Consider the following 25766-nt stretch of genomic DNA (forward strand, 5'->3'; position numbering starts at 1 on the left):
GAGACCAGCCGGATTCGACGCCGAATCGCACTGGCCCCGCAGAAGGGCTCGTCCGACGCCAACGACGAGCACACGAGCCCCACCCGAGCACCGACGACCGCGCCCTTTAAGCCGCGAACGCATCACCGAGGAGAACACACGACGTGACGATCAACGACCAGCACCGCGCGACCACCAGCTCCGAGTCCGAAGGCGGTCCGGCCTTCGAATCTCTGGCGGGAGCGCACGCACTCGTCGATCGACTGCACGCCGGCGAACCGTACGCCGTCGCGTTCGGCGGCCAGGGCGGCCCCTGGCTGGAAAACCTGGAGGAGCTGGTCAACTCCGCCGGGATCGAGTCCGAGATCAGCCAGCTGGTCGCTGAGGCGGAACTGCTGCTCGAGCCGTTGGCCCGGGAACTGGTCGTGGTCCGGCCGATCGGCTTCGAGCCGATGAAGTGGATCCGCGCGCTGGCCGCCGACGAGCCGCTGCCGGCCCTCAAGGACCTCACCACCGCCGCCATCTCCGGCCCCGGCATCCTGCTGACCCAGATGGCCGCCCAGCGGGCGCTCAAGCGCCAGGGGCTGGACCTGGAGGGCCACCCGCCGGTCGCGATCGCCGGGCACTCGCAGGGCGTGACCGCCGTCGAGTCCCTCAAGGCCGGCGGTGCGCGTGACGCCGAGTTGCTGGCCATCGGACAGCTCATCGGCGCTGCGGGCTCGCTGGTGTCGCGCCGTCGCGGCATGGTCGGTCGCGGCGACAAATCGCCGATGGTGTCGGTGACCAATGTCGACCCGGCCCGCATGGCCGAGCTCCTCGACGAATTCGCCCAGGACGTGCGCACGGTCCTGGCTCCCGCGCTCTCCATCCGCAACGGCCGCCGCTCGGTGGTCATCACCGGCACGCCCGAGCAGCTGGCCCGCTTCGAGCTCTACTGCGAGAAGATCACCGAGCGCGAAGAGGCCGAACGCAAGAACAAGACGCGCGGCGGCGCCATCTTCCGCCCGGTGTTCAACCAGCTCAATGTGGAGGTCGGCTTCCACACCCCGCGGCTGGCCGACGGAGTCGACCTGGTCGAGGAGTGGGCGGCGCGCACCGGTCTGGACCGTGACCTCACCCGCATGCTCACCGAGCACATCTTCATCAAGCCGGTCGACTGGGTTTCCGAGGTCGAAGGGCTCGCCGCAGCGGGCGCCAAGTGGATCATCGACCTGGGCCCGAGCGACACCGTGACGCGGCTGACCGCCCCGGTGATCCGCGGCCTCGGCATCGGCATCGTCGCGGCCGCCACCCGCGCCGGGCAGCGCAGCCTGTTCACCGTCGGCGCCGCGCCCGATGTGGCGCCGGCCTGGTCGAGCTACGCACCGACCCCGGTCGCCCTGCCCGGCGGCTCGGTGAAGGCGTCGACGAAGTTCACCCGCCTCACCGGCCGCTCGCCGATCCTGCTCGCAGGCATGACGCCCACGACGGTCGACGCCAAGATCGTCGCGGCGGCGGCCAACGCCGGGCACTGGGCCGAGCTCGCCGGTGGCGGTCAGGTCACCGAGGAGATCTTCGACGCCCGCATCCAGGAGCTGACCCAGCTGCTCGAGCCGGGCCGTGCCGTGCAGTTCAACTCGCTGTTCCTCGATCCGTACCTGTGGAAGCTGCAGGTCGGCGGTAAGCGGCTGGTGCAGAAGGCGCGTCAGTCCGGGGCACCGATCGACGGCGTCGTCGTCACCGCGGGCATCCCCGACCTCGAAGAGGCCGTGGACCTCATCGAGGAGCTCAACACCGTCGGCATCACCCACGTGACCTTCAAGCCCGGAACGGTCGACCAGATCAAGTCGGTCATCAAGATCGCCGCCGAGGTGCCCGCCCGCGACGTCATCGTCCACATCGAGGGCGGCCGCGCCGGCGGACACCACTCCTGGGAGGACCTCGACGACCTGCTGCTGTCCACCTACGGGGAGCTGCGCAAGTACCGCAACATCACGATCTGCGTCGGCGGTGGCGTCGGCACCCCCGAGCGGGCGGCCGAGTACCTCTGCGGTGACTGGGCCAAGGCCTACGGCTTCCCGGCCATGCCGGTGGACGGCATCCTGGTCGGCACCGCGGCGATGGCCACCAAGGAGGCGACCACCTCGCCTGCGGTCAAGCGGATGCTGGTGGAGACCAGCGGCACCGACACCTGGGTCGGTGCCGGCAGGGCAATCAACGGAATGGCCAGCGGCCGTAGCCAGTTGGGCGCCGACATCCACGAGATCGACAACGCCGCCTCCCGCTGCGGTCGCCTGCTCGACGAGGTCGCCGGTGACGCCGACGCCGTCGCCGAGCGACGCGACGAGATCATCGCCGCGATGGCCGCCACGGCCAAGCCGTACTTCGGTGACGCCGGCGACATGACCTACCTGCAGTGGCTGCAGCGCTACGTGGAACTGGCCATCGGCGCCGGCGACAGCACCGCCGAGACCATGGCCCCCGGCAGCCCCTGGCTGGCCGTCACCTGGCGGGACCGGTTCGCCGACATGCTCAAGCGCGCCGAGGCACGGTTGTCCGAGAAGGACTTCGGCCCGATCGAGACGTTGTTCGGCGCCGACGGCGACGCCCTGCTCGACGATCCGCAGTCGGCGATCGCCGCCCTGCTCACCCGCTACCCGGACGCCGAGACGGTGCGGTTGCATCCGGCCGACCTGCCGTTCTTCGTGACGCTGTGCAAGACGCCGGGCAAGCCGGTCAACTTCGTGCCCGTCATCGACAAGGACGTCCGGCGCTGGTGGCGCAGTGACTCCCTGTGGCAGGCGCACGACGCCCGCTACACCGCCGACCAGGTGTGCATCATCCCGGGCACCCAGGCGGTCGCCGGTATCACCCGCGTCGACGAGCCGGTCGGCGACCTGCTCGACCGCTTCGAGCAGGAGATCGTGGACCGCGTGCTGGCCTCCGGTGCGCAACCGGTGCCGGTGGTGTCGCGCCGTCAGGCCCGCGCCGACGTCAGCGGTCCGCTGGCCGTCGTGCTCGACTCGCCCGACGTGCTGTGGGCAGGCCGCACCGCGATCAACCCGGTGCACCGCATCGGCGCCCCCGGCGAGTGGCAGGTCAACGACGTGCCCGGCAAGCCCAGCGCCACCCATCCGAACACCGGGGCGCGGTTGGAACTGGCCGCGGATTCGGATCGGCGGGCAGGAGCGGAGCGACCGGGGGATGTCGCTGTGACGCTGAGTGTTCCGCTGTCCGACATCTGGATTGAGATCCGCTTCACGCTGCCCTCGTGCACGGTCGACGGCGGTATGCCCATCGTCACCGTCGAGGACGCTTCGAAGGCCATGCGCGCGGTGCTGGCGATCGCGGCCGGTGTGGACGGCCCGGATGCGCTTCCGGCCGTCGTCGACAACACCGCGACGGTCACCGTCGAATGGGACCCGGAGAAGGTCGCCGACCACACCGGTGTCACCGCGACCTTCGGCGCTCCGCTGGCGCCGGGCCTCACGCTGGTGCCCGACGCCCTGGTCGGCCTGTGCTGGCCCGCGGTGTTCTCGGCCATCGGGTCCGCGGTCACCGGTGACGACTTCCCCGTCGTCGAGGGCCTGCTGAGCCTGGTGCACCTGGATCACGCGGCGCACCTGCTCGCTACGATGCCGTCGACCAAGGCCGAATTGACCATCACCGCAACGGCTTCGGCGGCAACCGACACCGAGGTCGGGCGTGTCGTCCCGGTCATCGTGACGATCGCCGACTCCGAGGGCACCGCCCTGGCCACGCTCGAGGAGCGGTTCGCGATCCGCGGCCGCACCGGCCCCGCCGAGCTGACCGATCCGCCGCGCGCCGGCGGAGCCATCACCGACAACGCGACCGATACCCCGCGGCGCCGCCGCCGCGATGTCGTCGTCAACGCCCCGGTCGACATGAGTGCGTTCGCGGTGGTGTCCGGTGACCACAACCCGATCCACACCGATCGCGCCGCGGCGCTGCTCGCCGGTCTGAAAACCCCCATCGTGCACGGCATGTGGCTCTCGGCCGCCGCGCAGCACGCGGTCACCGCGACCGACGGCCGCGCGACCCCGCCGGCGCGTCTGGTCGGCTGGACGTCCCGTTTCCTGGGCATGGTGCTGCCCGGCGACGAGATCGAGTTCCGCGTCGACCGGGTCGGCATCGACCGCGGGGCGGAGATCGTCGAGGTGGCGGCTAAGGTCGGTGGCGAGCTCGTGATGGCCGCGACCGCGCAACTGGCCGCTCCCAAGACCGTCTATGCCTTCCCGGGCCAGGGCATCCAGTCCAAGGGCATGGGGATGGACGTGCGGGCGCGTTCCAAGGCCGCCCGCAAGGTCTGGGACATCGCGGACAAGTTCACCCGCGAGACGCTCGGCTTCTCGGTGCTGCACGTGGTGCGCGACAACCCGACCAGCCTGATCGCCTCCGGTGTGCACTACCACCATCCCGAGGGCGTGCTGTACCTGACGCAGTTCACCCAGGTCGCGATGGCGACCGTGGCGGCCGCCCAGGTCGCCGAGATGCGCGAGCAGGGCGCCTTCGTCGAGGGCGCGATCGCGTGCGGTCACTCCGTCGGCGAGTACACCGCGCTGGCGTGCGTCTCCGGTGTGTACGAGCTGCCGGCGCTGCTCGAGGTGGTGTTCCACCGCGGGTCGAAGATGCACGACATCGTGCCGCGCGACGCGCAGGGCCGGTCCAACTACCGGCTGGCCGCCATCCGGCCCTCGCAGATCGACCTCGACGATGCGGACGTGAAGGACTTCGTCGCCGAGATCTCCGAGCGCACTGGTGAATTTCTCGAGATCGTCAACTTCAACCTGCGCGGTTCGCAGTACGCCATCGCCGGTACCGTCGCGGGCCTCGAGGCACTCGAGGAAGAGGTCGAGCGCCGCCGCGAGATGAGCGGCGGGAAGCGGTCTTTCATCCTGGTGCCCGGCATCGATGTGCCGTTCCACTCCTCGGTGCTGCGGGTCGGCGTCGCCGACTTCCGCCGCGCGCTGGAGCGGGTCATGCCCGAGGACACGGATCCCGAGCTGCTGGTCGGTCGCTACATCCCGAACCTGGTGCCGCGGCCGTTCACCCTCGACCGCGACTTCGTGCAGGAGATCCGCGATCTGGTGCCTGCCGAGCCGCTCGACGAGATCCTGGCCGACTACGACACGTGGCGTAACGAACGTCCGGCGGAGTTGTGCCGCAAGCTCGTCATCGAGCTGCTCGCCTGGCAGTTCGCCAGCCCGGTGCGCTGGATCGAGACCCAGGATCTGCTGTTCATCGAGGAGGCCGCGGGCGGTCTCGGGGTGGAGCGCTTCGTCGAGATCGGCGTCAAGAACGCGCCGACCGTCGCCGGCCTTGCGACCAACACGCTGAAACTGCCGGAGTACTCGCACAACACCACCGAGGTGCTCAACGCCGAGCGTGACGCCGCGGTGCTGTTCGCGACCGACACCGATCCCGAGCCGGACATCGAGGACACCCCGCCGGCTCCCGCGTCCGCCGAGCCGGAGGCCGTCCCCGCGGAGGCGGCGCCCGCCGCACCCGCGCCGGCCGCCGCGCCCAGCGGCGGACCCCGGCCCGACGATCTGACCTTCGACGCCTCGGACGCCACGATGGCGCTGATCGCGCTGTCGGCGAAGATCCGCATCGACCAGATCGAACCGCTGGACTCCATCGAGTCGATCACCGACGGCGCGTCCTCGCGACGCAATCAGATGCTCGTCGACCTCGGATCGGAGCTGAACCTCGGCGCGATCGACGGTGCGGCAGAAGCGGATCTGGCCGGGCTGAAGTCTCAGGTCACCAAGCTGGCCCGGACGTACAAGCCGTTCGGCCCGGTGCTCTCCGACGCGATCAACGACCAGTTGCGGACGGTCTTCGGGCCGTCGGGCAAGCGGCCGGCCTACCTCACCGAGCGGGTCACCAAGACCTGGGAACTGGGCGAGGGCTGGGCCAAGCACGTCACCGTCGAGGTGGCGCTGGGCACCCGTGAGGGGTCCAGTGTCCGCGGTGGGGCGCTGGGCGGTCTGCACGACGGCGCGCTGGCCGACGCGGCCGCCGTGGACAAGACCATCGACGCCGCGGTGGCGGCCGTGGCGGCACGCCGCGGCGTGTCGGTGGCGCTGCCCTCGGCCGGTGGCGCAGGCGGCGGTGTCGTCGACTCCGCCGCGCTGGGTGAGTTCGCCGAGCAGGTCACCGGACCCGACGGTGTGCTCGCGTCGGCGGCGCGCACGATCCTCGATCAGCTGGGCCTGGGCGCCCCGTTCGTCACGCCGGATTCCTCAGCGGACGCGGAGCTAATCGATCTGGTCACCGCCGAACTGGGGTCGGACTGGCCGCGCCTGGTGGCGCCGTCGTTCGACGCCCGCAAGGCGGTGCTGCTCGACGACCGGTGGGCCAGTGCCCGTGAGGATCTCGTCAAGATCTGGCTGATGGAGCCCGACGAGGTCGAGGCGCAATGGTCTCGCCTGGCGGAGCGCTTCGAGGGCGCAGGCCACGTGGTCGGCACCCAGGCGACGTACTGGCAGGGCAAGGCGCTTGCTGCGGGACGTACCGTCCACGCATCGCTGTACGCCCGCGCGGCAGCGGGGGCGGAGAACCCGGGCAAGGGTTGCTACAGCGACGAGGTCGCGGTCGTCACCGGCGCCTCGAAGGGCTCGATCGCCGCCTCGGTGGTTGCGCAGCTGCTCGCCGGTGGTGCGACCGTCATCGCGACGACGTCCAAGCTGGACGACTCCCGGCTCGGCTTCTACCGCAATCTCTACCGGGACAACGCGTGCTTCGGCGCCCAGCTCTGGGTGCTGCCGGCGAACATGGCCTCCTACAACGACATCGATGCGCTGGTCGAGTGGGTCGGCACCGAGCAGACCGAGAGCCTCGGGCCCAAGTCGATCCACATCAAGGACGCGCTGTCGCCGACGTTGCTGTTCCCCTTCGCCGCGCCGCGGGTGGGTGGCGACCTCTCCGACGCCGGTGCGCGCTCGGAGATGGAGATGAAGGTCCTGCTGTGGGCCGTGCAGCGGCTGATCGCCGGGCTGTCCCACATCGGTGCCGACCGCGACATCGCGGCCCGACTGCACGTGGTGCTGCCGGGCTCGCCCAACCGCGGCATGTTCGGCGGCGACGGCGCCTACGGCGAGGCCAAGGCCGCGCTGGACGCGGTGGTGTCGCGCTGGAAGGCCGAGACCTCGTGGGCGCAGCGGGTCAGCCTGGCTCACGCGCTGATCGGGTGGACCCGCGGGACCGGGCTGATGGGCCACAACGACGTCATCGTCGATGCGGTCGAGGAGGCCGGGGTGACCACCTACTCGACCGAGCAGATGGCCAGCATGCTGCTGGACCTGTGCGACGTCGAGTCGAAGGTTGCGGCGGCTCAGGAACCTGTGCAGGCCGACCTGACGGGCGGACTGGCCGAGGCCGACCTCGACCTGTCCGAGCTGGCCGCGAAGGCCCGTGACGACGCCGCAGAGGCGCCGGCCGAGGAGGAGACCGAGGAAGAGGCTGCCGGCCATACGGTTTCGGCTCTGCCGTCCCCGCCGCGTCCCGTCCCGGCATCCCCGGCGCCGGAGTGGGCCGACCTCGACGTCGACCCGGCCGATCTCATCGTCATCGTCGGCGGCGCCGAACTGGGTCCGTACGGCTCGTCGCGCACCCGCTTCGAGATGGAGGTCGACAACGAGCTCTCGGCGGCCGGCGTGCTCGAGCTGGCCTGGACGACCGGGCTGATCACGTGGGAGGACGACCCGCAACCGGGTTGGTACGACACGGAATCCGGCGAGCTCGTCGACGAGTCCGAGCTGGTCGAGCGGTATCACGACACCGTGGTGGAGCGTTGTGGCATCCGCGAGTTCGTCGACGACGGTGCTATCGACCCCGATCACGCGTCGCCGCTTCTGGTCAGTGTGTTCCTGGACAAGGACTTCCGGTTCGTGGTCTCCAGCGAGGCCGACGCGCGGGCGTTCGTCGAGTTCGACCCGGAGCACACCGTGGCCCGGCCGATTCCGGACAGCGGTGACTGGGAGGTGATCCGCAAGGCGGGCACCGAGATTCGCGTGCCGCGAAAGACGAAGCTGTCGCGGACCGTGGGCGCCCAGATTCCCACCGGCTTCGATCCGACGGTGTGGGGCATCAGCCCCGACATGGCGACCTCGATCGACCGGGTGGCGCTGTGGAACATCGTGGCGACCGTGGACGCGTTCCTGTCGTCGGGGTTCACCCCGGCTGAGCTGATGCGGTGGGTGCACCCGAGCCTGGTGGCCTCCACGCAGGGCACCGGCATGGGCGGCATGACGTCGATGCAGACCATGTACCACGGCAACCTGCTGGGTCGCAGCAAGCCCAACGACATCCTGCAGGAGGTGCTGCCCAACGTCGTTGCGGCACACGTCATGCAGTCCTATGTCGGCGGCTACGGCGCGATGGTGCACCCGGTCGGTGCATGCGCGACCGCGGCGGTCTCGGTCGAGGAGGGCGTCGACAAGATCCGCCTCGGCAAGGCCGAGTTGGTCGTGGCGGGCGGCTTCGACGACCTGACGCTCGAGGCGATCATCGGATTCGGTGACATGGCGGCCACCGCCGACACCGAGATGATGCGCGCCAAGGGCATCAGCGACTCGAAGATCTCCCGGGCGAACGATCGGCGCCGGCTCGGCTTCCTGGAGGCCGAGGGCGGCGGCACGATTCTGCTGGCCCGTGGTGACCTGGCGGTGAAGATGGGTCTGCCGGTGCTCGCGGTGGTCGCGTACGCGCAGTCGTTCGCCGACGGCGTGCACACCTCGATCCCGGCACCCGGGCTCGGCGCGCTGGGCGCCGGTCGTGGCGGCAGGGACTCGGTGCTGGCCCGTTCGCTGGCCAAGCTGGGCGTGGGTGCCGACGACATCGCGGTGATCTCCAAGCACGACACCTCGACGCTGGCCAACGACCCCAACGAGACCGAGTTGCACGAGCGGCTCGCGGCCTCACTGGGCCGGTCCGACGGGGCGCCGCTGTTCGTGATCAGTCAGAAGAGCCTGACCGGCCACGCCAAGGGCGGTGCCGCGGTCTTCCAGATGATCGGGTTGTGCCAGGTCCTGCGCGACGGCGTCATTCCGCCGAACCGCAGCCTGGACTGTGTGGACGACGAGCTGGCGACCTCGGCGCACTTCGTGTGGCCGCGGGAGACGCTGCGGCTGGGCGAGAAGTACCCGCTCAAGGCCGGTCTGGTGACCAGCCTCGGGTTCGGTCACGTCTCGGGCCTGATCGCGCTGGTGCATCCGCAGGCGTTCCTGGCCACGCTGACTCCCGAGCAGCGGGCGGACTACACCGCCCAGGCCCAGGAGCGCACGCTGGCCGGTCAGCGCAGGCTGGCCTCGGCGATCGCGGGCGGACAGCCGCTGTATGAGCGGCCCGCCGACCGGCGCTTCGACCACGATCACCCGGAGAAGGCGCAGGAAGCGGCCATGCTGCTGGACATGGCGTCCCGACTCGGGGAGAACGGCGTGTATCAGCGGTGACCCGTGAGATAGCGTGCTGCCCGTGGGCATCGTCGGGATAGGCATCGACCTCGTTTCCATCCCGGACTTCGCCGAGCAGGTGGACCGGCCGGGCACGGTGTTCGCCGAGACGTTCACGCCAGGGGAGCGGCGCGACGCCGCCGACAAGAGTTCGTCGGCGGCGCGCCACCTGGCGGCGAGGTGGGCGGCCAAGGAGGCCGTGATCAAGGCATGGTCGGGGTCGCGGTTCTCCAAGAGGCCGGTGCTGCCCGAGGCGATCCACCGGGACATCGAGGTGATCACCGACATGTGGGGCCGTCCGCGGGTCCGGCTCTCGGGTGCGGTGGCCGAGCATCTCAAAGAGGTGACCATCCACCTGTCGCTGACCCACGAGGCGGACACCGCCGCGGCGGTCGCGATCCTCGAGGAGCGGTAGCGCCGGACTACCCTCGACGCCATGAGCGATCTCGTCCAGCGCGTGCGTGACGTGCTGCCCTCGGTGCGGGCCGACCTCGAGGATCTGGTGCGCATCGAGTCGGTCTGGGCCGACCCGCGGCGCCGCCCGGAGGTGCAACGCAGCGCCGCGGCGGTGTCGAAGCTGTTGTCCGACGCCGGTTTCGGTGACGTTCGCATCGTCGCCGAGGGCGGGGCGCCGGCGGTCATCGCCCACCACCCCGCGCCCGACGGGGCGCCGACGGTCCTGTTGTACGCCCACCACGACGTGCAGCCAGAAGGCGACGCCGGGGCGTGGCACTCCGCGCCGTTCGACCCCACCGAACGCGACGGCAGGCTCTACGGACGTGGCACCGCCGACGACAAGGCGGGCATCGCCACGCATCTGGCAGCGTTCCGCGCCCACGGTGGCAATCCGCCGGTCGGGGTGACCGTCTTCGTGGAGGGGGAGGAGGAGTCGGGGTCGCCCTCGCTGTCGCGGCTACTGGCTGCGCACAAGGACGCGCTGGCCGCCGACGTCATCGTGATCGCCGACTCCGACAACTGGAGCACCGACATCCCGTCGCTGACGGTCTCGTTGCGGGGTCTCGCCGATTGCATCGTCGAGGTCGCGACCCTCGACCACGGACTGCACTCGGGCATGTGGGGCGGGGTGGTGCCCGACGCGCTCACGGCCCTGGTCCGCCTGCTGGCCGGCATGCACGACGACGACGGCAACGTCGCCGTGGAGGGGCTGCACGAATCCGTCGCCGCCGACGTCGACTACACCGCCGAGCGGGTGCGTGCCGACACCGGGTTGCTCGACGGGGTGCGCGAGATCGGTTCCGGGTCAGTGGCGCAACGGCTTTGGGCCAAGCCTGCGATCACCGTCATCGGCATCGACACCACCCCGATCGACAAGTCGTCGAACACCCTCATCCCGTCGGCGCGGGCGAAGGTGAGCATGCGCGTGGCGCCCGGCGGTGACGCCGCGGAGCATCTGGCCGCGCTGACCCGTCACCTGGAGCGGCACGCGCCGTGGGGCGCGCGCGTCACCGTCACGCCCGGCGACGTCGGCCAGCCGTATGCCATCGACGCCGGCGGACCGGTGTACGACGCGGCGCGGGAGGCTTTCCGGGAGGCGTGGGGCACGGACGCCGTCGACACCGGTGTCGGGGGATCGATTCCGTTCATCGCCGCGTTCGCGGGCGCGTTTCCGGATGCCAAGATCCTCGTGACCGGTGTGGAGGATCCGGACACCCAGGCGCACAGCATCAACGAGAGCCTGCACCTGGGCGTGCTGGAGCGGGCCGCGACCGCCGAGGCGCTGCTTCTCGAGAAACTCGGATCAGACCGACAGGTCGCGCCGTAGCTTCGCCACGTGGCCGGTGGCGCGGATGTTGTACTGCGCCACCTCGATCTTGCCCTTCTCGTCGACGACGAAGGTGGAGCGGATCACGCCCTGCACGGTCTTGCCGTACATCGTCTTCTCGCCGTAGGCGCCCCATGCCTCCAGCACGCTGCGGTCGGGATCCGAGAGCAGCGGAAAAGTGAGTCCCTCCTTGTCGCGGAACTTCGCGAGCTTCTCGGGCTTGTCGGGCGAGATGCCGACGACGTCGAGGCCCGCCTCGTTGAGTTCGGCGAGGTTGTCCCGGAAGTCGCACGCCTCCTTGGTGCAGCCCGGCGTGGAGGCGGCCGGGTAGAAATACACGATGACTCTGCGGCCTCCGAAGTCCGAGAGTTCGACGGTCTTGCCGTCGGCGTCGGGAAGGCTGAACGCAGGCGCTGTGTCGCCGGCCTCGAGCCGGGTTTTCTGCGGCATGGGTCGTGGTCTCCTGGTGATCTGTGACCGGGCGCTGCGGTGCGCACCGGCTGAACTAGGGTAGTGCGGCAGGACAAGGGCGGGCGGAAACAGGCGGAGGCATACGTGGCGGATCGTGATCCCGACACCATCAAGGCCGAGATCGACGAGGCACGCGATCAGTTGGCCGTGACCGTCGACTCGTTGACGGCGCGGGCCAACCCGCGGCGGCTCGCCGACGACCTGAAGGCGGGCGTGGTGCGCTTCGTCAAGCGACCGCCGGTGGCCATCACGCTGGCCGGGGTCGGCGTTCTGGTGCTCGTGGTGACCGTGCGGCGCGCTCGCCGCTGACACATTCAGCGACGACGCGCCGAACGGAACCAGTCGGAGAAGGAAAAGCCGGGCGGGTTCGCGACGCGTCCGAGTCGGCTGCAGCTGTGGACCAGCACCGGACGTGGTGCGACGCTGTTCTCAGCCGCGCCGTCTGTCGCGATTCCGGTCGACACCGGTTCCGCCAGCCCTGACATCAGCTAATTTCCTCGTTTCGTGCCGCAAAGGTGACCCCGAACGGTTCCCCTGCTCAACAGCTAACGGAACAGTAGCACCGGCTTCGCTCTTTGCCCAGCGCAATCGCCATCTTTTCGACGGCTCCGTCGAATGTCGGTTACCGTAAGTCGAGTTTGACGCCTGGGGCTATTGCGGTCCGGACGGTGACTTCTAGCACATCGGTGGCCGATCGAGTGCGATTACACAAAGATTTTTCAAGATCGTCAATTACTCGGCCTGGCGACGGCCGGTAGAGACGGTCGCGAGATCGCCGACCGAGTCATCTACGCTGACGGCTGACCCACGAGCAAAGGAGACGCGCGATGGCGTGGTTTCTCGCCCTGCAGGGCCCGTCCCAACCGAGTCACCAGGCTTCGGTGTACGAGCTGCAGGATCTGACCGACGTCGATCAGCTCGCGCAGGAGCTCGTCAGCGCTGTGACGCTGGACCGTGTGGTCCCGATTCCGGCGATGTTGCCGCAGAACAACCGCAAGCGGCAGAAGGTCACGCTTTACGTGCGGCCCGCCGCCTGGGCGATGTGGACCTTCTACGAACTCAGCGAGGATGACCGCCGCGCGCTGATGAAGGACAACCCGCTCGTGCAGGCCATCCAGCAGCATCAGCAGCAGCACGTCGGACAGCCGGGTGCGCAGGTCAATCCTCTGCTCGGGCAGCCGGGGCCGGGCGCGCCACGGCGCTGAGCCCGCATCTCATCACTTTTCGGCCGGTCCGCCGTCGCGACGCTGTAGGTTCTCAGGTCACGTCTGAACCATCGCTGGACCGAAGAGGTGTTCCGTGCGGCTACCGTTCCTTGCCCTGCCGGCCGGCTGGTTGCTGCTCGCCGCGCTGTGGTCTCCGGTGGCCACCGCCGAACCCGACGTCGCGCCGGCGACACCGGGGGAACCTGTCGTGGCGGCCGCAGCCGACCCCGTCGCCGCGCCCGTCGCCGCGCCCGTCGACGCGCCTCCCGAGGGCGCTGTCGTGTCGCCGCCCCCGGCGACCACCACCAGCCCGGACGGCTGGACTCTCACCGTGGGCGCCAAGGACGAGACCCAGAAGATCATCGCGCCGTTGACGACGGCGATCTCGTCCCGGGAGTACGAGGTCGGCGGCGTCTTCACCGCATCGATGTCCGGGCCAGACGAGGACGCGCCGCCGCGCGGCTCCCTCGAAGTCGGCTACCAGATCGGCTGCGGCATCGACATGAGCACGTCCAACGGTGTCTCGCTCACGGGAACCGCCGGCATCAACCCGTCAATAGGCATTCTGGGCACCGACGTCATCTCGCCGTTCCCGGAAGGCGTCCTGCCAGGTATCGGGGGCAACCTCGGCGGCGGTATCACGATCGGACTGAAGCCGGGCATCATCAACATGGTCAAGGTGACGGAGAAGCAGTTCATCGGCGCCGAACCGTGGGTCATGGTGAGCGGCTTCCGCATCAAGATCGACGGCTGCGTCGGCGAGTCGTTCATCCGCTCGTACGCGGTGCTGACCCGCTCGACCGACGTCTCGGACGCGGTGCTGGCCTACTACGGCGAGACGAAGAAGGTCTGAACGGACCCGCCCCTGGTCCGTCGTACCCGCGCCTCGCTACATTCGAGCACGACAGCGAGGAGGGAGTCTCATGAACGCGACCGTCGAGCAGTTCGAGTTCCAGGCCGAGGCACGGCAATTGCTGGATCTGATGATCCACTCGGTCTACTCGAACAAGGATTCTTTTCTGCGAGAGCTGATCTCCAACGCCTCCGACGCCCTGGACAAGCTGCGGCTGGAGGCCTTCCGCAACAAGGACCTCGACGTCGACACCTCCGATCTGCACATCTTCATCGACGTCGACAAGCAGGCGCGCACACTCACGGTGCGCGACAACGGCATCGGCATGAGCCGGGACGAGGTCGTGGATCTGATCGGCACGCTGGCCAAGTCGGGTACCGCGCGCGTGCGCCAGCAGTTGCGCGAGGCCGACACCGCGGGGGCCGCCGATGCGTTGATCGGGCAGTTCGGTATCGGCTTCTACTCGGTGTTCATGGTGGCCGACCGCGTCGAGCTGCTCACCCGCAAGGCCGGTGAGAGCGCGGCCACCCGGTGGGAGTCGAGCGGGGACGGCACCTACACCATCGCCTCCGTCGACGACGCCCCGCAGGGAACGTCGGTGACGTTGCACCTCAAGCCGGAAGACGCCGAGAACGAGCTGCACGACTACACCGCGGAGTGGACGATCCGCAGCCTGGTCAAGAAGTACTCGGACTTCATCGCCTGGCCCATCCGGATGGACGTCGAGCGACGCAGTGCCGCCGGCGACGAGGGAGGCGAGGACACCGTCACGGTCGAGGCCGAGACGCTCAACTCGATGAAGGCGCTGTGGGCGAGATCAAAAGACGAGGTCTCCGCCGACGAGTACGCGGAGTTCTACAAGCACATCGGCCACGCCTGGGACGACCCGCTCGAGGTCATCGCGATGAAGGCCGAGGGCACCTTCGAATACCAGGCGCTGCTGTTCATCCCGTCGCACGCCCCGTTCGATCTGTTCAACCAGGACGCGCACGTCGGCATCCAGCTCTACGTCCGGCGCGTGTTCATCATGGGCGACTGCGACCAGCTGCTGCCGCAGTACCTGCGCTTCGTCAAGGGCGTCGTCGACGCTTCGGACATGTCGCTCAACGTGTCCCGCGAGATCCTGCAGCAGGACCGTCAGGTCACGGCGATCCGCCGCCGACTCACCAAGAAGGTCCTCTCGACGATCGCGGACCTGCAGTCCGAGCGTCCCGAGGACTACCGCACCTTCTGGACGCAGTTCGGCAGGGTCGTCAAGGAAGGCCTGCTGTCGGACTTCGACAACCGGGAGGCGCTGCTGCGCGTCTGCTCGTTCGCCTCCACGCGCAGCGACGAGGAGTCGACCACGCTCGCCGGCTACGTCGAGCGCATGATGGACGGTCAGGACCAGATCTTCTACGCCACCGGCGACACCCGCGAGCAGATCCTCAGGTCGCCGCATCTGGAGGCGTTCAAGGCCAAGGGGTACGAGGTGCTCCTGCTGACCGACCCCGTCGACGAAGTGTGGGTGCAGAACGTCACCGAGTTCGACGGCAAGGCGCTGCAATCGGTGGCCCGCGGGGAGGTCGATCTCGAGTCCGACGAGGAGAAGTCGGCGCACGAGGCCGAGCGCGAGGAGCAGGAAAAGCAGTTCGCCGACCTGATCAGCTGGTTGAAGGAGACGCTGGGCGAGCACGTCAAGGACGTGCGCCTGTCCGCCCGCCTGACCGAGTCGCCGGCCTGCCTGATCACCGACGCCTTCGACATCACGCCGGCGCTCGCGCGCCTCTACCGGGCGTCCGGGCAGGACGTTCCCGCCACCAAGCGGATCCTCGAGTTGAACCCCAACCATCCGCTCGTCACCGGGCTGCGGCAGGCCCACAGCGAGCGTGGGCAGGACCCGGACGTGGCCGAGACGGCCGAGTTGCTTTACGGGACAGCGCTTCTGGCCGAAGGCGGCGCCCTCGACGATCCCGCGCGGTTCGCCGACCTGCTCGCCGCACGGCTGGCCCGGACGCTGTAGCGGGCGACCGTCAGGCGGTCATGAGGTAGTTCGTCCCGCCGACGCAGACAAGGCCCGGCGGAGTGCGGGTGGTGACGGCGGCGACGACCGCGGTGCTCAATTCGAGCATCGATGTCGCGGAATGGGTGCCGCTCCCGGTCCTTTCGCTGGACACCACACTGAGGTGGATGCCGCGGCGGCCGAGCTGGGAGCGCATGGCGTAGAGGGCGGTTTCGCCGGCGCGCATGCTCGCCACGGCTGCGGTGCAGCCCTTCGGTACCGCCTTGTGCGGGAAGAAGTGCGCCTGGTGACTGGTGACATATACGATGCGGGCGCCGGGTGACATCAGGGGTATCGCCAGCGAGACCAGTGCGCGGTGCCTTTCGTGAAAGGCGCGCAGCATGCCGGGATCATCGCCCGGCAGCGACACACACTCCGAGGCATCCAGCACCAGCGCGTCGAGGCGACCGTGGTCGGCCGCCACGGTTTCGATCGCGGGGCTCGCGAGAGTGTGGGCGCCGGCGATGACGACGCGTCCTTCGGTCCCGCCCATCCGCCGTGCGATCGCCGGACCGAGGCCCGTCGATCCTCCGCTGAACAGTACGACGCGTTCGGATGCAGCAGACATGGCGCACTCCTGACTGGCCGTAGCCATCGACGATGTGCCTCAGCCTAGCGCGAAATTAAGAAAAATAAGATCAATTTAAGGTTGCATTAAGGAGTTATGTGTCACTTCATGCACCGGTCGGCGACTATCTCGGCGGCGGCATGGGCGGTGCATCCTCGGGTGCCAGCTCGGCGCCGATCGCCCGGAACAGCGCCTCGGCCTCGTTGGCGTAGTCACCGTCGGCGCTGAACGCCGCAGGAGCGAAGGTGGTGGCGACGGCGATCGCGATCTTGCGGGCGGGCAGGTAGGCGGCGACCGCGGCATAGCCGGCGAACATCGGATTCTGCAGCAGCCAGTCACCGGAGATGACGACGCCGAGGCCGTAGGTGTAGCCCTCGGTCATCGGAGCACACGTGCTGCAGCCCGGCTGACTCCGCGTGCGCCCGCGCAGGCCGGTGGACACCATCATCCGGTAGTAATCCGGGTCGAGCAGTCGGCCCGATCCGATTGCGGCCGCCGTGGCCTCGAGGTCGTAGATGTTCGTCGTCTGGATCGCGCCGCGTGTGATGGTCCACGACGGATTCCAGAACGTGGAGTCCTCGTAGAACGGTTGGTCCGGCGGTATGTCGAGTGCCGCGCGCCGCTCGGAGGTGAACGCGTGCAGCACCGGCTGCGGTATCCCCGCACTCTGTGATGCGACGGTGTTGGTCAAGCCCAACGGCCGCAGCACCCGGTCCGACAGCAGCTCCGACATCGGGCGGCCGGTCGCCTTCTCCAGCGCCAGGCCCAGCAGCACGTAGTTCGTGTGCGCGTAATTCCAGTTGCTGCCGGGCTCGTAGAGCAGCGGGCGGGTGACCGCGAAGGCGAGCAGATCATCGGTGGTCCAGTTGCGGAACGGGTCGGCGTACAGCGCATCGTTCATCGCGGTGTTCCCCAACACATAATCGACGTACCCGGAGGTCATCTGCGCGAGTTGACGCAGCGTCACGCGATCGGCGTGCGGTACGTCGGGCAACCACCGGGACAACCTGTCGTCGAGCCCCACGGTGCCGTCCTCGGCGAGCAGGAGCAGCAGCGTCGAGACATACGAGATCGCCACCGCTCCATTGCGGAAGTGCATGTCCGGCGTCGCCGGTACGCCGGTCATGGAGTCGCCCACCGCGTCGGTCAGCACCTCGCGGCCGTCGATCGTGACGCGGACGATCGCGGCGTTGAGGTTGGACTTGGCCACGGCGCCGGCCACGATGCGCATGATCGCAGCCGCCTGGCCCGAATCATTCGGAGAGGCAGGGGGATTGACGGCGGGCTGAGGAGCCGGCGCGCAGGCCGTCAGCAGTAAGAAGACTGCGGCGGCCAGGCGGCCTGCGGCGGGCATGCCCGCATCATGCTCCACCGGTGGGCGGCGCGGCGCCGTAATTGCGTCGTGCGTGACGGTCAGCTGACAGGATGGCCGTCGCCCGGAGACGCGAAAGCCCCGCCGGGGCGGGGCTCTTGCGGTGGTGCGCCGTCAGGGTTTCGAACCCCGGACCCGCTGATTAAGAGTCAGCTGCTCTACCAACTGAGCTAACGGCGCGCGTGTGCGACAATAACAGGCCCCCGCCGCAGGACGGAAATCGCCTCGTCGCGGGGTTCTCGGGCCGCAACGTCGCCGTCACGTGAGCAGTCGAAACGCACCGTAGAATCGGCTGCAACATTCCTGGGAAGATCCTGTAGACGAGGTGGAGCGAAGTATGGGGCAGGTCAACACGGCGATGCGTGCGCGACGCAGGCTGGCCATGCTGGCCGCGGTCGCGCTGGTTCCCGCGCTCGCGCTGGGCTTGACCGCGTGCGGCGGCCGCACCGAGCCGGCTACGCCGCAGGTGATCAGCGACAAGGGCACACCGTTCGGTGACCTGCTGGTGCCGAAGCTGACGTCGTCGGTCAAGGACGGCGCCGTGGGCGTGAGCGTCGACTCCCCGGTGACGGTGAGCGCCGAATACGGCGTGCTCGGCGCGGTGTCGATGGTCAACGAGGACGGCGAACCCGTGCAGGGTCGGCTGTCGAAGGACGGCCTGACGTGGGAGACCGCCGAACCGCTCGGCTACAACAAGCGCTACACCCTGACCGCGGAGTCGCTCGGTCTCGGCGGTGTCGCCAGTCGCCAGATGTCGTTCGAGACGCACTCGCCGGAGAATCTGACGATGCCCTACGTGCTGCCCGCCGAGGGGGAGGTCGTCGGTGTCGGGCAGCCGGTGGCGGTGCGCTTCGACGAGAACATCACCAACCGCGTCGCCGCGCAGCGCGCGATCACGGTGAAGACGACTCCGTCGGTCGAGGGCGCCTTCTACTGGTTGAGCAATCGCGAAGTGCGTTGGCGCCCAGCCGAATACTGGCAGCCCGGCACCAAGGTCGAGGTCGAGGTCAACACCTACGGTGTGGACCTCGGTGACGGACTGTTCGGCCAGGAGAACGTCTCGACGAACTTCACGATCGGCGATCAGGTGATCACCACGGTCGACGACGACACCAAGACGCTGACGGTCAGGCGCAACGGTGAGGTCATCAAGTCGATGCCGGTGTCGATGGGCAAGAACAGCACGCCCACCAACAACGGCACCTACATCGTCGGTGACCGTCGCGCGCACATGGTGATGGATTCCTCCACCTACGGTGTGCCCGCGGAGTCGCCGAACGGCTATCGCACCGAGGTCGACTGGGCCACCCAGATCTCCTACAGCGGCATCTACGTCCATGCGGCGCCGTGGTCGGTCGGCAGCCAGGGCTACAGCAATGTCAGCCACGGGTGCATCAACGTCAGCACCAGCAACGGGCAGTGGTTCTACAACAACGCCAAGCGCGGCGACATCGTGGAGATCGTCAACACCGTGGGCTCGACCCTGCCCGGCACCGACGGCCTCGGTGACTGGAACATCCCGTGGGAGCAGTGGAAGGCCGGCAACGCCAACATCTAGGCCGTGACGCCGTGTGCCCCGCCGGAGGCCGGCGGGGCAGGGTTCGGCCCGGTGGTCAGCTGTGTTCGCTCGGGGTATCCGTTGAGGCAGTCGCGAGGTAGCGGCCGATGAACGCCGCCGAGGCGATTGCCGCGGCGACGCCGACAACGCTCCACAGCGCGATCTGGAAGACGAGCGACCCGAACAGGAAGTCGTAGGTCAGGCTCAGGTACAGCGACCATAAGACCCGGTATGCCGACCAGAAGGCCAGCAGCCCGGTGCTGATGCCGATCATCAGGCTGCGCTGGCGGTCGACGCGGTTGATGTGCGGTTCTAGCGCGGCGGGGACGAGTTTCATGCGAGGTCCTTTCGACTGGTGTCCGCGGATGCTGCGGCGCGGAGCACAGTCAAGGCGGACCGCGGGGCTACCGATCCCAACAACGCCCGGAACGCGAAAGGTGGGAGGGCGTAAACGCCCTCCCACCTCATCGGGTGGCTGACGGGACTCGAACTCCCGTAGGTGGTCCGGACCTGGGTACATTGAAGTGCAGGAAACGGCCTGTAATCTGCACTGCCACCTCGATCGACCGACAAGGAATGCATCGCGATACACCGCCATGCAACGTCGGCGTTGCATCGTTCGTTGCATGGCATGAGGTGGTTGGTCACTGAGGGTTGGGGACCAGGGCGAGGCACTCTTTGTTTAGCGAATGATTGGTCACTGCCGAAGTCCGGCGGAAAAAGTGATTGCGGAGTCGGTTTGCATCGCCCCTCGTATGTCAGCACAAATCTTGTGGTCGCCTTCATCGGCGAGTTCACGCGACCGTCCGGCGTTCACAGCGTCTCAGAGCGGGTCCTTCCTTCCGATTTGCTGACATATCGGAAGGCCAAGCGATCTTGTTGCGGTTGTTAGTAACATCCGCGTCGTGGGGAGAAGGCGTGGCTTCTTTGCAGAGCTTCAGTATCAGCAGCGGTTAGCTGAGCAGCAGCAGCGCCGCCAGTACGCGGCGGCGGTCCAGGCGCGCAACCGCGCAGTTCGAGAGGCGGAGCGCGCCCAGCGCGAGTATGTGCGATCAGTCGCTGCGGCACAGCGAGCAGAGGCGCGGGACCAAGCGGCCGCTGCCGCAGCCGCGAAAAAAGCTCATATCGAAGCGCAAAAGGCGATTGCTGAATCACGCACAGCTCAAGCGATCGATGCGTTCGAACAGATCGATTCCCTTCTGGATGCCACCTTGGACGTCGACGACTACGTCGACATCGATTCGCTCAGGCAATCGGTTCAGCATCCACCATTTCCGCGAAAGGATCTGAAGAAGCCTCCACCGCAGCCTGTCCTGGCACAGCCTCCGGCGGAGCCTCTGTTTGTTGCCCCTTCAGCGCCGACAGGACTGTCACGGTTGTTCGGGAAACGGAAGCACGAAGAAGAGAGCGCACGCGCGCATGCGGTGTGGGCCGAGCAGCACAGGCAATGGACCGATTACGTTGAACGCGTCCTGCCCGGAAAGAACGCACAGCTGTTAGAGGAGCATGCTGCTGCGGAGCAGAAGCGGGCGGAGCAACTCACCGCAGCACTGGCCGAGTACAGAGCTGAATGCGCCGAGCGTGAACGCACTGTGGCCGAAGCCAATGAACGACTCGACGGCCTCAAGAAGGCGCTTGCCATCGGTGATCCCGAAGCGATCAATGAATACGTCGGCATTGTGCTCGGCCACTCGGTTTACCCCGAAGTGTTCGAAGTTGACTACGAGTACGAATTCGATCCAGAACTCGGTGAACTCACGGTCACGGTGATCGTTCCACCTCCGTCAGCGATCCCGAACGTCAAGACTTACAGGTACGTGGCTGCGTCTGATGAGATCCGCGAAACACCCTGCAGTCAGAAGGAACAGAGGGATCGGTATAACGGCGCAATTGCTGCGGTGGCCATACGCACCTTCCATGAAGTGTTTGAAAGCGATCGCGATGGCCGAATCCAAACGATCTCGCTGACTGTTCGGACCGAGACAGTGAACCCCGCAACAGGTTTGAACGAGGCTTTCCCATTGATTGCCGCGGCTGCTGACCGCCAAGAGTTCTCGAAGTTCGATCTGCGCAATGTCGATCCGGCGCAGACTCTAGCCCATATGCGCTCTCAAGTATCGAAGAACGCGTTCGGGCTTAAGCCGATCAGTACCGCTCGGGGAATCCGCTGATGACTTCGCCTAGCAGCTCGAGTGGTCAGCTCGCTCAGTTGATGCAGGAGAATCAGGAGCTGCGCGATCGATTAGAAGAAGCCCTCGCCGAAAATGACGTTTTGAAGCATGACGTTGAGGCGCTTCACGATATCGGCATCTACAGCTATAGGCATCCGCTGGAAAACGCTGTGGCTTATCAGGACGCGCTCGAGCACATCCGCGCGGAAGTCAAGGCGTTCATTACTGAAGGACGCGCGATCGAGGCGTCTACTCGCTTCGCATTCGACAACTCGTTGGCCAAAGGCCGCAAGATGACCGCCGACCTGGCGAAGCTTATGCTACGCGCGTACAACGCGGAAGCCGAGAACTGCGTTCGCTATGTCAAAGCAGGCAATCTCAAGGTGGCCGAGAAGAGACTCACAGGAGCGGCATCATCAATCGCACGCTACGCGTCGATGATGGAAATGCGCATCAACCCGGAATATCGCGCGTTACGTGTGCGCGAGCTAGAGCTGACCGCTGATTATCAGATGAAGGTGCAAGAAGAACGCGAAGCGGCGCGCGAGGAGCGCGCACGACTTCGGGAAGAAGAGAAGGTCCAACGAGAGCTGAAGGCGGAACGGGAACGACTTGAGAAGGAACGTGCCCACTACGCAACGGTACTCGCAGCGTTGTCGGCTGCTGGTAGCGACGAAGAGCGCCGCGAACTTTCCGGCAAGATCGCCGCGATCGATGAAAGCATCGCCCAGAACGACTACCGTATCGCCAACATTCGAGCAGGGTATGTATATGTCATCAGCAACGTCGGGTCGTTCGGACCCGGCATTGTGAAGATCGGACTGACGAGGCGGCTCGAGCCGATTGAACGAGTTCGCGAACTAGGCGACGCCTCAGTACCATTCGGCTTCGACGTACACGCACTGTTCTTCGCAGACGACGCGGTAAGTGTTGAAGCAGAGCTTCATCGTCGCTTCGCCCCCGCCCGTGTCAACCGAATCAATCTGAGGCGTGAGTACTTCTATGCCACGCCGGCCGAGGTCAAGACCGCATTGATCGATATCACGGGCAATCTACTCGAGTTCACCGAAATTGCTGAAGCTGAGCAGTACCACGCCAGCGAATCGATGCGAGCCGCAGAGAGCGCTGCCTATCAGCAATCGGCCGCGGCGAACCTCATAGGACAACGAAATCGCGACGCGACCGGTCACGCTTTTACGCTCGACACATCGGCTCTCGACTCGGCGGACCCCGAGGATTAGTCCGATTCACAGGGGTCCGGCCCGTCCCACGCAATCCCACCGTCGGCGTTAGAGCGACTGTCTGTACCGGCGCGGTCTTAGCTCTCCTTTGACAGGAATTGGTTGACCCACTTGTAGACCTCTTCCATAACCGGACAAGGTTGCGGGGTCGTGGAGAATACACGGATCTCGCGGTAGCACTGGTCCTCAATACCGAGCGGGGGTAGCTCGTCTTCCCGAAGCCTGACGACTACGTACCCGGCGGCCAGCAAGTCAAGGCTCTTACGCTCATCCACGAGTTGTTTTGCGGTGGGTGAGTGCCAATATGACCCGTCGTATTCGATCGCCGCCGCGCGGCCATTCACCTCGACGATGATGTCAGCGGACCAGACGGCACGCGTACTGAAAGCGTTGTCACGCAACAATACCCCTGAGCGGGCTTCGCCGAAGACCTGAGTAGCCGCCGAGAGATAGGCCAACTCGACGCGCGACTTACCTGATCGCCGACACTCCGGGCACTCCGCACCGGAACTCCTACTGGCGAGCGATGCCCGCCAAACGTGTGCGGGATTAACTGAGCAAATCCATTCCGGAACGAACGACGTTGAGGCGGTGGGTCTGACCTTCCAGGCGCTGACTGGGTTGCTGGTACTCCATTCAGCGGCGAGACCGGGATCGTGCCACGCCAAAGAATCAAGGATTGTGCGGCACTTTGGGCAGCGCCAACGCTGATACTTGTTCCTATCCCTCACGGATTCCTGCCATTCGAAGCCGCAACAGTCGGCACGCCACCACACATCGCGTTTCGAGTCGAAAAGGACATTGTGTGGCGTGAGCTTTCCGTTCAGTGTGGGGTGCCACTGGGACGCGACCTCGGGATCGACGTCTGCAAGATAATGCGGCTTCGCCCTGGTCTCTGCCGCCTTGCAGGACGGGCAGCCCCCGTCTAGGAAACTCAACGGGCTAATGCGGGGATAATGGCCCTTGGCGCAGCGAAATCGGTAAAGACCTGACCCGCCGACCATTACCTGGCGAGGGTCCGTGTCGTCCGCCCAACTTGCGACCAATTCCGGCACGTCAGCGACCGGCGTCTTGCACCAACGGTCGTACTCCGCGGCCCATTCTTCCCTACGCCGCACCTCGCACTCGGGGCATCCAGGCCAACTGGTCATCTCGGTTACTTTCTTCCTAAAGCGATGCCCGCACTCCGGGCAGACCCAGTGACACATCCGCGTCGCACGCAAAGAGACGGTTTCGAAGTCTGACTGCCTATTGCGCGGGTGATCCCACCACCGGAGCGCCTCGGAGCCGGAGTCTTTTGAACTACCCCAGGTTTTGTTCCGATCTTTATAGGAGGATCAGGAACATGCCCCGTCAGTATTCGCCGGAGTTTCGCGATCGTGCGTTACGGATGTTGGACACCACGATGGAGGCCTCGGAAGTATCGGAGTTCGAGGCGATTAAGTCTGTGTCGAGCAAACTCGGCATCTCTGAAGAGTCGCTGCGTCGATGGCGGCGCAAGGCTCAAGTCGATGCCGGGGAACGACCCGGGACGTCCAGCTCCGAGCACGCCGAGATCCGCCGCCTCAAGCGAGAAGTTGCCGACTTACGCAGAGCCAACGAGATTCTGAAGTCTGCGTCTGCGTTTTTCGCAGCGGAGCTCGACCGCCCCGCGACGAAATGATCGCCTACATCGATGCACATCGCGATCAGTTCGGGGTCGAGCTCATCTGTCGTATCTTGCGGGCAGCAATCCCGGATTCCTCACCTCCCGGGGCTACCGAGCCGCCAGGACCCGCCCGCCCTCAGATCGCGAAATCCGCGACGAACAGCTGATCGCGGACCTGCGTGTGGTGCACCGGCAGAACTACTCGGTGTACGGGGTCAAGAAGATGCATCAGGCCATGAAACGTCGCGGCTGGCACCTAGGCCGCGAACAGACCCGACGCTTGATGCGCATGGCCGGCCTGCGCGGTGTGCAGCGCGGAAAGCCGGTGTTCACCACCGTCACCGACCCCGCTGCCGCCCGGCCCGCTGACCTGGTCAACCGTCAATTCAAGGCCCCGGCACCCAACCGGTTGTGGGTCGCCGACATCACCTTCGTACGCACCTGGCAGGGATTCTGTTACACCGCCTTCGTGACCGATGCCTGCACCAAGAAGATCGCCGGCTGGGCCGTCTCGGCCACGATGCGTACACACGACCTGCCGCTTCAAGCATTCAATCATGCCGTGTGGCAGTCGAATACCGATCTATCCGAGTTGATTCATCATTCCGACCGCGGATCGCAGTACTTATCGCTGACCTATACCGACCGACTGGCCGAACTCGGCATCGCACCCTCGGTCGGGTCCCGCGGCGATAGTTATGACAACGCCCTCGCCGAAGCCGTCAATGCCGCCTACAAGACCGAACTGATCAGCCGCGCTAAACCATGGCGGTGCGTGGACGACGTCGAGCTCTCGACTGCCGCATGGGTGGCCTGGTACAACCAGGAACGCCTGCACGAAGCCCTCGGCTACGTTCCACCAGCCGAGTACGAGGCCGCCCTCACCGGCGCCTCATACCCCGCGAGCCAGCCAACCCCGGCCCTCGCAACCGAGTAGGAACAAAACCCGGGGTAGTTCATTTCAACAGGATCCGCTTCGCGCCCCGACCTCCAAAACTCGACGGGTTTTGGTTTCGGGAGCAACTGCAACCCCATCCGATATCTCCCATCCGCTCTACGCTGATGCGCCCGCACGACCGGCAACGAACAATTAGGGTGCGGTGACTAGCGTCCCCCGTAATGTCGGCGGTCATGCCGATCAGTTCGTAGCCGCTCCCCTCCACAGCCGAGGCGATTTGTTCCCGAGATAACCCGCGGGGGAGTTCGAACTGTTGGCTTGCCTGGTCGAGGAGTTTCTTCTCGTGTACGTAGCTGGCAAGCATGCTTCGGCCCTCTTCAGCCCACGACTTCCAGAAACAAGCCCGGCAGGTCTTTATGCCCTTGGCGTTGTTGCCGACGATGTAGTCGAGTCGGTAGTGGGCGTGGACGCCACAGGTCAGGCAAGTCGTCAGCCACCAGGGATTTGGGCCTTGAAACGGCTC

General features: G+C 66.7%; 15 protein-coding genes, 1 tRNA gene, 2 pseudogenes and 1 other annotated feature. Of the genes and pseudogenes, 11 read left to right on the forward strand and 7 right to left on the reverse strand.

The features are described from left to right. The first annotated feature begins 143 nt into the window (after nucleotides 1–143). Genes G6N45_RS13405 through G6N45_RS13415 form a run of 3 tightly spaced genes read left to right on the forward strand, consistent with a single transcriptional unit; the run spans nucleotide 144 to nucleotide 11217 of the window. On the forward strand, nucleotides 144–9434 hold the full coding sequence (locus tag G6N45_RS13405) for a type I polyketide synthase (RefSeq protein ID WP_163722767.1): 9291 nt from the start codon (nucleotides 144–146) through the stop codon (nucleotides 9432–9434). A 22-nt stretch (nucleotides 9435–9456) separates the two neighbouring features. Continuing rightward, complete coding sequence (acpS, locus tag G6N45_RS13410; protein WP_179965322.1) at nucleotides 9457–9849, forward strand: holo-ACP synthase AcpS; 393 nt, start codon at nucleotides 9457–9459, stop codon at nucleotides 9847–9849. A 21-nt stretch (nucleotides 9850–9870) separates the two neighbouring features. Next, entirely contained in the window at nucleotides 9871–11217 is a 1347-nt protein-coding gene (locus G6N45_RS13415) for a dipeptidase (protein WP_163722768.1), read from the forward strand. Here the strand turns inward: G6N45_RS13415 and bcp are convergent. Then, the gene (gene bcp / locus G6N45_RS13420; RefSeq protein WP_163722769.1) at nucleotides 11194–11667 is read right to left on the reverse strand and encodes a thioredoxin-dependent thiol peroxidase; all 474 of its coding nucleotides are present in this window, start codon (nucleotides 11665–11667) and stop codon (nucleotides 11194–11196) included. The genes G6N45_RS13415 and bcp overlap by 24 nt on opposite strands. A 105-nt stretch (nucleotides 11668–11772) precedes the next feature. Between bcp and G6N45_RS13425 the strand changes: the two genes are divergently transcribed. The 4 genes from G6N45_RS13425 (at nucleotide 11773) to htpG (ending at nucleotide 15748) form a co-directional block, all read left to right on the forward strand. Continuing rightward, nucleotides 11773–11997, forward strand: a complete 225-nt coding sequence (locus tag G6N45_RS13425) for a DUF3618 domain-containing protein (protein WP_163722770.1) — start codon at nucleotides 11773–11775, stop codon at nucleotides 11995–11997. A 518-nt stretch (nucleotides 11998–12515) separates the two neighbouring features. After that, a complete protein-coding gene (locus G6N45_RS13430) occupies nucleotides 12516–12893 on the forward strand; it encodes a hypothetical protein (protein ID WP_057146116.1) in 378 nt (125 codons plus the stop codon). A 130-nt stretch (nucleotides 12894–13023) separates the two neighbouring features. Beyond that, on the forward strand, nucleotides 13024–13746 hold the full coding sequence (locus tag G6N45_RS13435; RefSeq protein ID WP_275997193.1) for an MspA family porin: 723 nt from the start codon (nucleotides 13024–13026) through the stop codon (nucleotides 13744–13746). 70 nt (nucleotides 13747–13816) lie between these two features. Beyond that, nucleotides 13817–15748 (forward strand): molecular chaperone HtpG, encoded by a 1932-nt coding sequence (htpG, locus tag G6N45_RS13440; RefSeq protein WP_163722772.1) that lies wholly within the window; start codon nucleotides 13817–13819, stop codon nucleotides 15746–15748. Between the two features lie 10 nt (nucleotides 15749–15758). On the opposite strand, the gene G6N45_RS13445 is transcribed toward htpG, so the two are convergent. From G6N45_RS13445 to G6N45_RS13455, 3 genes are all read right to left on the reverse strand, one after another. Continuing rightward, nucleotides 15759–16355: a Rossmann-fold NAD(P)-binding domain-containing protein gene (locus G6N45_RS13445; RefSeq protein ID WP_163722773.1), complete on the reverse strand. Its 597-nt coding sequence runs from the start codon at nucleotides 16353–16355 to the stop codon at nucleotides 15759–15761. A gap of 124 nt (nucleotides 16356–16479) precedes the next feature. Then, on the reverse strand, nucleotides 16480–17709 hold the full coding sequence (locus G6N45_RS13450) for a serine hydrolase domain-containing protein (RefSeq protein WP_163722774.1): 1230 nt from the start codon (nucleotides 17707–17709) through the stop codon (nucleotides 16480–16482). A 122-nt stretch (nucleotides 17710–17831) separates the two neighbouring features. Continuing rightward, nucleotides 17832–17907 (reverse strand) — tRNA-Lys (locus tag G6N45_RS13455). A gap of 157 nt (nucleotides 17908–18064) precedes the next feature. On the opposite strand from G6N45_RS13455, the gene G6N45_RS13460 reads away from it, so the two are divergent. Then, nucleotides 18065–19285, forward strand: a complete 1221-nt coding sequence (locus G6N45_RS13460) for a L,D-transpeptidase (RefSeq protein WP_163722775.1) — start codon at nucleotides 18065–18067, stop codon at nucleotides 19283–19285. Nucleotides 19286–19340: 55 nt separating this feature from the next. Here the strand turns inward: G6N45_RS13460 and G6N45_RS13465 are convergent, their stop codons facing one another. Next, nucleotides 19341–19622 (reverse strand): hypothetical protein, encoded by a 282-nt coding sequence (locus tag G6N45_RS13465; RefSeq protein ID WP_163722776.1) that lies wholly within the window; start codon nucleotides 19620–19622, stop codon nucleotides 19341–19343. 568 nt (nucleotides 19623–20190) lie between these two features. Between G6N45_RS13465 and G6N45_RS13470 the strand changes: the two genes are divergently transcribed. Both G6N45_RS13470 and G6N45_RS13475 read left to right on the forward strand, forming a co-directional pair. Continuing rightward, on the forward strand, nucleotides 20191–21456 hold the full coding sequence (locus tag G6N45_RS13470; protein ID WP_163722777.1) for a DUF1090 domain-containing protein: 1266 nt from the start codon (nucleotides 20191–20193) through the stop codon (nucleotides 21454–21456). A gap of 41 nt (nucleotides 21457–21497) precedes the next feature. Further along, entirely contained in the window at nucleotides 21498–22697 is a 1200-nt protein-coding gene (locus tag G6N45_RS13475; RefSeq protein WP_197746875.1) for an SNIPE associated domain-containing protein, read from the forward strand. 77 nt (nucleotides 22698–22774) lie between these two features. Here the strand turns inward: G6N45_RS13475 and G6N45_RS28020 are convergent, their stop codons facing one another. Both G6N45_RS28020 and G6N45_RS28025 read right to left on the reverse strand, forming a co-directional pair. Further along, nucleotides 22775–23155, reverse strand: coding sequence for a putative endonuclease domain-containing protein (locus G6N45_RS28020; protein WP_246229240.1), 381 nt, complete (start codon nucleotides 23153–23155; stop codon nucleotides 22775–22777). A 33-nt stretch (nucleotides 23156–23188) separates the two neighbouring features. Next, nucleotides 23189–23962, reverse strand: a pseudogene (locus G6N45_RS28025) (zinc-ribbon domain-containing protein); the annotation flags it as partial. An 80-nt stretch (nucleotides 23963–24042) separates the two neighbouring features. Here G6N45_RS28025 and G6N45_RS13485 point away from each other — a divergent pair. Continuing rightward, nucleotides 24043–25282: pseudogene (locus G6N45_RS13485) on the forward strand (IS3 family transposase). Continuing rightward, nucleotides 24318–24434: a sequence feature (AL1L pseudoknot), on the forward strand. Its footprint overlaps the pseudogene before it by 117 nt. Nucleotides 25283–25766: the final 484 nt, after the last annotated feature.

The organism is Mycolicibacterium psychrotolerans, from assembly GCF_010729305.1.
Classification (GTDB): Bacteria; Actinomycetota; Actinomycetes; order Mycobacteriales; family Mycobacteriaceae; genus Mycobacterium; species Mycobacterium psychrotolerans.